This is a genomic window from Nitratireductor sp. WH36-1, assembly GCF_058725515.1.
In genome coordinates, this window is the sequence record NZ_CM178970.1 from 2,730,296 (window position 1) to 2,739,007 (window position 8,712).

Below are 8,712 nucleotides of genomic sequence, written 5' to 3' on the forward strand. Positions count from 1 at the left end.
ATGAGCGAAGACCTGATTGAACGGCTGCGCGACCCGCACCTGTGGCAGCGCGACGAGCTTGAATACATCGACCCTCTGGCGAAGGAAGCCGTCGCCGAGATCGAACGCCTGCGCGCCAAGCTGGCGGAGGCTGAGGGCGAACTGGAATGCGAGCGTGCGGACAAAGCGGCGCAGATCCAGCAGATGTCCGAGGAATTTCGCGCCGTGAATATCCAGCGCGTGATTGATCAGAGCGGTGTGGACTTTGTTGCCCTCGCCGCCCTCTCTGCCCCCAAGGCAGAGGCGAAAAAGAATATCGGCACAATTGCGCACGTCGATCACGGCAAGACCTCATTGACGGCAATCGCTGCCTCTTTGCTCGCGGCCCGTGAGGCAGAGGCGGAAGAACCCTGCCCCGTCTGTGCCAAGCCGTTTGCAGAAGGCGACACATGCGCCACCGATATCGAGCTTGGCAGATGCCACGCCGAATGCCTTTCGGACAGCCCGACCGTCGATCTGAAAACCGGCGAACCGATGGACGGGCCGATTGGCACCTTTCCGCATGTAGCTCCCAAGGTAGAGGCGGTGATCGCGGAACGCGACCACTACAAGAACGGCCTCCAGATTCTGGCTGACACCTTCTACAAGGGTGATCAGCACCAAGACTACGCCAAGCATGTCCTAGATTCAGTGCCCATCGCCAATTCTGCCCCCAAGGCAGAAGACCTGGATATTGGCATGGATCGTGTAGGCAAATCGCTTGGGGCTTCGGTTAAGCCGGAGATTGATAGGCTGGCATGGTCGGTCGCCTTCAAGGCAGAGCCGGTAGCGTGGATGGTCGAGGGTTACGAGTACAAGCGCGTATACTTGTGGAAGGAGGCTGCCGAAAAGTTGGCGCGTGTCGGAGATGGCAATATCACGCCGCTCTACACCTCCCCCGTCCCCGCCCTCACCGACGAGGCGGTGGAAGCCAAGACGGTCATAGAGCAACTTGTCAACGCCAAAGCCCTGAGAGGTGTTCGCCAATTGGTTGCCGGCTGGGACGGTGAGAATCAACTTGGTGAAAAACAATACGAGCGGCATCCGAAAAAACTTGGCGCGACACTTCCGAAAACAACCTGTGGTGCCATCTACGAACTGGACGATGTGATGCAGCGTGCCCGCGATTTTCTCAACCAGAAGGATAGCGGCGAAGAAAGAATGTGCGTGAATTGTGGACGAACTCGTCCATCCAGCGAGGGACGAGAAACGCCACATCCAGATTGTACGTCACCAGACGCCTGCACCTGGGATATGACCAGCGATGAGGCATGGCAATATTGGAGTCAGAGGTATCACGATCTAGCGCGCACCGCCCTCACCGACGAGGCGGTGGAGCGGGCGGCGAAGGCGATCCATGACGGGCCGCTTAGCGCAAATGACGAGGAAGATTTCGGAGACAATGAAACCTCCGATTGGTGCAGGGAGGTTGCCCGAGCCGCCCTCCTCGCCGCCTTCCCCAGCAAGGGAGAATGAGCATGGAGTGGATACGCAGCAACTACGGCGTCCCCGCGAAACGAGGCGGGCGCGTTGAATACGCCCCATGCGAGGGAAGCAAGGATGTGCCCGGAAGATTGGGAACCATCACCGGAACACGCGGACCGCATCTTCTTGTTCGCCTCGATGGCGATAAGAACTCCAAACCATACCACCCGACATGGAACCTGCGATACCTGCCCGAAGCCGGTCGCCGCGCACTGGAGGGCCAGCCATGAAGCTGAGAAACCTATTCCTAAAGCACGTCGACGGCATCACGGCAGACGATATTCTGGTTGATTTATCTCTGTACGGCTACCGCATCGTTGAGACAGGCGAAGACCCGTTCGAGAAAGTCGCGCAGTGGCACGACAAGAACGCTCGATACTGCCTTGAGGCATCGCAGGATGATCCTCGAATGAATGAGGATGACAGAAGGCGAGCGCGTGAAGCCGGAAAGCATCACGCGGCTAGCGCTGCGGCTATCAGAAACAAATTGGCGGATGAGCGCCGCTCTGCCGCGATCAGAGCCGCCTCTATCCGAGCATTAGGAGGCGGGGAAGGATGACAAAGCCCCTCCGTCACCGTCGATGCGAGATCGAGAACGCCGGTCGCGTAGCCCGCGACATGGGCCTGACCGTGCGCCTTGAGGTGGATGGAGCGATCACGCTTATCCCCGATACTCACAATGACCGATTTGACAGCACGCCTCTGAATGGCGGCAATTCCCTCCGCGCATGGAGGGACAGACACAGTGCGGGTAAATCTCGTGGGCGTTCATAGCGTCAAGAAGAGACTGGCCGACGGATCGGTCAAAACCTACCACTATGCGTGGCGAGGGGGGCCGGCCATCAAGGCCGACCCAGAAACCGAGCACCGAAAATTCACCGAGGAATACCTGCGACTGACGCGCGACCGAGAAGACGCGCCCTATCAGGGCTGCATGGCCGAGATCATTCGCGGCTACCTCAAATCCCCGCACTACAAAGACCTGAAGCCCAGCACCCGTGAGGGCTATGATCTAGCGATCCGGGCCATTGAGGGCGAGTTCTACGACATGACGGCCGAGAGGATATCTGCAGCTGGCAGCCGCACCCTTTTTCTCGAGTGGCGCGACGAGATGGCAGAGACACATCCCCGGAAGGCCGACCTCTACATGAGCGTTCTGCAGCGTCTATTCTGGTTCGCCCTCGACCGTGAGATGATCGAACGCCACCCGTTGGAGCGGATCACCAAGGTAAGCGATGGCACCAGACGAGACATCATCTGGACCGACACGGACATAAAGGCATTCCGGGAGAAGGCACGCGAGCCACTGGTGCGCGCGATGATGCTTGCCGCTTGGACAGGGCAGAGGCAGGGGGATCTGCTCGCCCTCACCTGGTCAGCCTATGACGGGAACGCCATCAGGCTTCGGCAGTCCAAAACCGGCGCCCATGTCGCTGTGAAGGTTTCAGGCGAACTTCGCGCAGTTCTGGATGCGGCAAAGGCCGAGAATGCCAAACGAGACACGCCGGCAGCAACGATCCTGACGAATCGCAGCGGCAAGCCATGGACTTCCGGTTTCAAGTCGTCGTGGAGGAAAGCGGTCGCCGCAGCCGGGATCGAGGGCAAGACATTCCACGACCTGCGGGGGACGTTCGTAACCCTCGCCTACAGAAACGGCGCATCGATTCGTGAGATTGCGGAGATCACCGGGCACGCGGAAAAGGACGCCGAAGGCATCATTCGCAAGCACTATCTGGTGTCGAGCGCGGCTGTGGAAAAGATCGAAACAGGAACGCGCTCTGTAAACCAGCCAGAAAATTGTAAACCAGCAGGTCGCGGCGTCAAATGAACGACGCTGCAACATGCTGAATTATAGAAGAAAAATGGTCGGAGCGGCGGGATTCGAACCCACGACCCCTTGACCCCCAGTCAAGTGCGCTACCGGGCTGCGCTACGCTCCGAACCGGCGCAAGGGATATAGTTTCCGAGGGGGGCGCGCAAGGCCTAAAAATCATTCCGCAGCAAAAAGCCGGCAACGGGGCCGGCTTTCAACAACAAGGATGCGCGGTGGTGATCCGAAACGATCAGCGCACCTGATCGAGAAGGCGCTTGCACTCCAGGAGATCGAACAGCGCCTCCTGCAAAAGCGCCCTGTTGTCACGCGAAAGGCTCTCCGCATCCGCCGGGACGGGCCCCTCCTGCTCGCCGCGCCCAAGGCCGAAAAAACGCTTGCTCGGCTTCGCTTTCGGAGCGCCAACCAGCACTTCCTCCTCGGAAACCGTCTTTTCCACGTCCGCCTGCTGGCTCTGGGCGATGGCCTCGACCGCCGCCACATCGCCACGACCAATGGCGACGACGAACGGGTTGCCGTTCTCGCGCAGAAGCTTCTGTACGCCCTTGATGGTGTAACCCTGATCGTAGAGCATGTGACGAATGCCCTTGATCAGGTCGATGTCCTGCGGCCGGTAATAGCGGCGTCCACCGCCCCGCTTCAAAGGCTTGATCTGCGAGAACCGCGTTTCCCAGAAACGCAGCACGTGCTGCGGCAGATCGAGTTCTTCGGCGGCTTCGCTGATGGTACGGAAGGCGTCGGGGCTCTTTTCCATGGTCACGCGTCTCCTGCGGGCTGTGGCTCCGACCTGCGTGCGGAGCCCTGCCGAACGATGCGGGCCTCGGAGGGAAACGCAACAGCTTCCAGCCAACGCCCGACGATTCGGGAGTTTAACCAGTTCGTGAGCCTGTCGAAAGCACCACGCGCAATTGTGCACCGTGGTGGCCCTGCGGGGCCGGAAAAGGTCAGGCGCTTTCGCGCGGCTGCCTGTCCTGATGCGCCTTGAGGATACGATCCTTGAGGACGTTGGAAGCCTTGAACGTCATGACGCGACGTGGCGAGATCGGTACTTCCTCGCCGGTCTTCGGGTTGCGGCCGATGCGCTCGTTCTTGTCGCGCACCTGGAAGGTGGCGAAGGAAGAGAGCTTAACGGTCTCGCCGCGAACAACCGCGTCGCAGACTTCCTGCAGAACCATTTCGACAAGCTGGGCGGACTCGGTGCGTGACAGTCCGACTTTCCGATAGACGGCCTCAGCCAGCTCGGCACGCGTCAGTGTCTTTCCCCCCATAGGGCTACCCATCCAAATCTTGAAAATGCTTATGATTTCAATACGCGGCGCTGACGTTACAAAAATTGCTTCGTAACGGTCAAGGACGATGCATGTGATTTGCTGTCGCTACCAGCGCACCAGAACGGCGCCCCAGGTGAATCCACCGCCCATCGCCTCAAGAAGAACCAGATCGCCCTTCTTGATCTGGCCGTTTTCCACCGCAACGGAAAGCGCCAGCGGCACGGACGCCGCCGAGGTGTTTCCGTGCCTGTCGACGGTGATCACAACCTTCTCCTCGGCAATGCCGAGCTTCTTGGCGGAGGCGTCGATGATGCGGCGGTTGGCCTGGTGCGGTACGAACCAGTCGATATCGTCGGCAGTGATGCCTGTTTTGGCAAACACATCTTCGATGACGTCGGTGATCATGCCAACGGCATGTTTGAACACTTCGCGGCCCTGCATGCGCAGATGCCCCACCGTGCAGGTGGTCGAGGGCCCGCCATCCACATAGAGCTTGTCGCGCTGGCTGCCATCGGAGCGTAAGGATGCGGCGAGAATGCCGCGATCATCCAGAGAGCCCTCGCCTTCCTGTGCTTCCAGAACGACAGCGCCGGCGCCATCGCCGAAGAGCACGCAGGTGGTGCGGTCGTTCCAGTCAAGAATGCGCGAGAAGGTTTCCGCGCCAATCACCAGCATGCGCTTTGCCTGACCACCGCGAATGTAGAGATCGGCGGTGGTGATGGCATAGACGAAGCCGCTGCACACGGCCTGCATGTCGAACGCGAAACCGCCGCGCATGCCGAGACGTTCCTGAATCTCGACGGCCGTGGCGGGAAACGTGTTGTTGGGGGTCGACGTGGCCAGAATGATCATGTCGATGTCGTCGGCGGTCAGCCCGGCGCTGTCGAGCGCTGCGCGCGCAGCCGCCTCGCCCAGCGACGCCGTGGTCTCGTCTTCCGAAGCGATATGGCGCTGGCGGATACCCGTGCGCTGCACGATCCACTCGTCAGTCGTGTCGACGAGCTTCTCGAATTCCGCATTCTTCATGATGCGGCGGGGCAAAGCGGAGCCAATGCCACGCACGACGGATCTAATCATCACAGCGTCCTATTCATTCACGGCTGCAGCGCCGGCGGCCGGAAGCGGCTGGCGGGCGTGATAAAGGTCAAGAGTGGCGCGCGTCTTGTCGAGCAGATGACTGCGCGCCATTTCATATCCAAGTTCCACGGCGGCGGAGAAGCCTTCAGCGTCGGCGCCACCATGGCTTTTCACCACGATGCCGTTGAGCCCGAGGAAGACGCCGCCATTGATCTTGCGCACATCCATCTTTTCGCCGAGGCGCTGGAAAGCGCCGCGTGCAAACAGATAACCGATGCGCGCCATCATGGTGCGTCCCATCGCCTCGCGGAGATAACCGGCAATCTGACGCGCCGTGCCTTCGGCGGTCTTCAGCGCGATATTGCCGGCGAAACCTTCCGAAACAACCACATCGACCGTGCCCTTGCCGATATCGTCGCCTTCGACAAAACCTTCATAGCGCATGGATTTGAGTGCGGCCTCGCGCAACATGCGACCGGCTTCGCGCACTTCTTCCTGGCCCTTGATCTCTTCAACGCCGACATTGAGCAGGCCCACGGTCGGACGCTCCACGTCGAACAGGGCATTGGCCATGGCTGCGCCCAGGATCGCAAAATCGACGAGCTGCTGGGCGTCTGCACCAATGGTCGCGCCCACATCGAGCACGATGCTCTCGCTGCGCATGGTCGGCCAGATGGCCGCAATGGCGGGGCGTTCGATATCGGCCATGGTGCGCAGGCAGAATTTCGACATGGCCATCAGCGCGCCGGTATTGCCGGCGGAAACGCAGGCATCCGCATCGCCATTCTTCACCGCTTCGATGGCCTTCCACATGGAAGACTTCCAGCGGCCCTGGCGCAGTGCCTGGCTGGGCTTGTCGTCCATCCGCACCGCGACTTCGCAATGGGTGAACTCGCTCACATCGCGAAGGCCCGGCAGCGCATCAAGCACCGGAACAACGGCGTCTTCACGACCGTATACAAGAAAGCGGGCGTCGGGACGCCGCTCGATGACCTTGGTCAGGCCACGCAGCGTGACCTCGGGACCATGATCCCCACCCATCGCGTCAATCGAAATGCGTACCACGCGTGATTTGCCTCAAACGTTGATCGGTCGCCGGCATCGGCTCAAATGTGCGGCGAAAATAGCGCTTTTGACCGGTGGCACAACCTTGTTTCGCCCATCGGTCACGCAATTCAGCTTTTTTGCCCGAGCTTGCGCAGGCCTTCATAGAGTGGCCCGGCCTCTTTCGGTGCATCATCGCCTGCATCGGGAGCGTCAATAACAGCCCCGGGCTTGCGCGGATAGGGGTCAATGCCAAGCGCGAAGAATTCCTCGGCCAGCGCGCCCATATCAATGATGCTGCCCTGGAAGGGTTCGGGCATGTCCGGCCCCTCCGCATCGAGCACGAACTCGCCGCCATCAATGTCGTTGCGGGCGAGCCGGGAGCCCTCGGGCACCAGCGTGGCCGAGACCTCTTCCTCAATGTGAGTCGTCACCGGCTCCAGCGTGACCACGCAGGACTGTGTGATATCAGCTTCCACCTTTCCGATAATCCGCACGCCATCGGCCTTCCAGGGGCGAACGGTCATTGCGGCGACATAACGCTCAACGGAAAGAAGGTCGTGTTCGGCAGCCAGCGCGCGGCGCTGGTTCTCATCGGCGTTGATCTCAACCGGCATGCCCTTGCGCGGCAGACGGTGGACATTCACCTCGAATGAAACCGGGGATTTCCTGGTGGCGGACATGGTTCAGATCTCCCTTTGTGCGTCAGGGAATGAAATTTCGGCGGCGATCAGCTTTTCCACCGGCTGCGCATCGAGCGCATCGGCGGCTTCCACCGCATAATCGGCAAGCGGGCGCGCGCCCTGCCAGTTTTCAACATCCGGGCGGATGTTGCGCTGCATGGCGGCTGCCAGCGCCTCGACATCGCCTGCATCAAGCGCGTCGCCATAGGCAGCAGCGCGGCCATAGAACATGCGCGCCAGCTTCTTGATGCGCTTGGGCACGCCCAGATCACCGATTCCCAGTTCGCGAATCGCATATTCGACATCGCTGAAAAAGAGATCGGTCAGCTCCTGGGCCGTCTCGCGGACCTTGGGGTCCTCTTCGTTGCGAACGCGGCGCAAAACGAGGATCATGTGCAGCGCAATCATCTCGAAACGGCCAAGTGGCGTGTCCGGCGCTTCCCACTTTGCGTAAAAGACGGGCTGCCGCGAGGCCGCCACGATTCGTTCATACAAGCCGTCAATGACGGTGAGGCGCGAACGCTGCCCAAAGCCAAACAGCTTCTTGAACATGGGAATTGCCCTCCCTCGGGGCTGGTTTGGGACAGGATCAGGTTGCATCGGCGCTTAAGCTGGTTTACCCGTTTTGCCGGCGGGAACAAGGGCTTTCGATTGAAAGCCTTGGCGCCGGGGACGCTATGGAGATGTCGTTGCAGGTGAAAAAAATCAACAGCTATCCTGTCGGACGCACAATTTTGGCGGCCGGGATCGTGGGTTCGGCGGCTGTGCTGTCCGGCTGTAATGTCGCCAACACGCTCGATGCGCGCGAAACGTTGACGCAGGGCTATGTGATCGACCAGCAGGCACTCGAACTCGTGCCGGTGGGTTCCAGCCGCGAGCAGGTTCTCCTGGCGCTTGGTTCGCCCTCCACCACGGCGACCTTCGACAACGAGGCCTTCTACTATATTTCCCAGAAGCGCGTTCGCGGCGCAGCCTTCATGCGCGCACGCCTTGTGGAGCAGCAGGTTCTCGCCGTCTATTTCGGCGATGATGAGCGCGTCTCGAAGATCGCCCATTACGGAATGGAAGACGGCAGGGTCTTCGACTTCATTTCGCGCACCACGCCGACCGGCGGCAAGGAACAGACCTTCATCGGCCAGATTCTCGCCGGCGCGTCGAAGGGCGGCCCACCCGCCGGCATGTTCGGCGGCGGCGGCTGATCCGAACCCGGTTTCAAACGAAAAGCCCGCAGGCGTTGCATGCGGGCTTTTTCTTTGCCGGGATCTCACATTCAAAGACCTCGCCTCGCCGCCCTTTGAGAGGC

Annotated in this window: 10 protein-coding genes and 1 tRNA gene; 4 read left to right on the plus strand and 7 right to left on the minus strand. The window is 60.5% G+C overall.

Features of this window, described 5'->3' with window-relative positions:
- The 3 genes from AC4PTT_RS13070 (at position 1) to AC4PTT_RS13080 (ending at position 3,331) form a co-directional block, all read left to right on the plus strand.
- Positions 1–1,494, plus strand: a complete 1,494-nt coding sequence (locus tag AC4PTT_RS13070) for a hypothetical protein (protein ID WP_492161374.1) — start codon at positions 1–3, stop codon at positions 1,492–1,494.
- A gap of 235 nt (positions 1,495–1,729) precedes the next feature.
- The gene (locus tag AC4PTT_RS13075) at positions 1,730–2,062 is read left to right on the plus strand and encodes a hypothetical protein (RefSeq protein ID WP_492161375.1); all 333 of its coding nucleotides are present in this window, start codon (positions 1,730–1,732) and stop codon (positions 2,060–2,062) included.
- A 186-nt stretch (positions 2,063–2,248) separates the two neighbouring features.
- Complete coding sequence (locus tag AC4PTT_RS13080; RefSeq protein WP_492161376.1) at positions 2,249–3,331, plus strand: tyrosine-type recombinase/integrase; 1,083 nt, start codon at positions 2,249–2,251, stop codon at positions 3,329–3,331.
- Between the two features lie 35 nt (positions 3,332–3,366).
- Here AC4PTT_RS13080 and AC4PTT_RS13085 read toward each other — a convergent pair.
- From AC4PTT_RS13085 to AC4PTT_RS13115, 7 genes are all read right to left on the minus strand, one after another.
- Positions 3,367–3,443, minus strand: a tRNA-Pro gene (locus AC4PTT_RS13085).
- A 123-nt stretch (positions 3,444–3,566) separates the two neighbouring features.
- A complete protein-coding gene (locus AC4PTT_RS13090) occupies positions 3,567–4,088 on the minus strand; it encodes a MerR family transcriptional regulator (protein ID WP_113154902.1) in 522 nt (173 codons plus the stop codon).
- Positions 4,089–4,278: 190 nt separating this feature from the next.
- Positions 4,279–4,602 carry an integration host factor subunit alpha gene (locus AC4PTT_RS13095; protein ID WP_113154901.1) on the minus strand — a complete coding sequence of 108 codons (324 nt, stop codon included), beginning with the start codon at positions 4,600–4,602 and terminating at the stop codon, positions 4,279–4,281.
- 108 nt (positions 4,603–4,710) lie between these two features.
- Positions 4,711–5,682: a beta-ketoacyl-ACP synthase III gene (locus AC4PTT_RS13100; RefSeq protein ID WP_113154900.1), complete on the minus strand. Its 972-nt coding sequence runs from the start codon at positions 5,680–5,682 to the stop codon at positions 4,711–4,713.
- 9 nt (positions 5,683–5,691) lie between these two features.
- Positions 5,692–6,747 carry a phosphate acyltransferase PlsX gene (gene plsX, locus AC4PTT_RS13105; RefSeq protein ID WP_113154899.1) on the minus strand — a complete coding sequence of 352 codons (1,056 nt, stop codon included), beginning with the start codon at positions 6,745–6,747 and terminating at the stop codon, positions 5,692–5,694.
- Positions 6,748–6,857: 110 nt separating this feature from the next.
- Complete coding sequence (locus AC4PTT_RS13110) at positions 6,858–7,409, minus strand: YceD family protein (protein ID WP_492161377.1); 552 nt, start codon at positions 7,407–7,409, stop codon at positions 6,858–6,860.
- Between the two features lie 3 nt (positions 7,410–7,412).
- Positions 7,413–7,961, minus strand: a complete 549-nt coding sequence (locus AC4PTT_RS13115; RefSeq protein WP_206549233.1) for a ubiquinol-cytochrome C chaperone family protein — start codon at positions 7,959–7,961, stop codon at positions 7,413–7,415.
- 125 nt (positions 7,962–8,086) lie between these two features.
- Here AC4PTT_RS13115 and AC4PTT_RS13120 point away from each other — a divergent pair, with 125 nt between their 5' ends.
- Complete coding sequence (locus tag AC4PTT_RS13120) at positions 8,087–8,608, plus strand: outer membrane protein assembly factor BamE (protein WP_113154896.1); 522 nt, start codon at positions 8,087–8,089, stop codon at positions 8,606–8,608.
- The last annotated feature ends 104 nt before the right edge of the window (positions 8,609–8,712 follow it).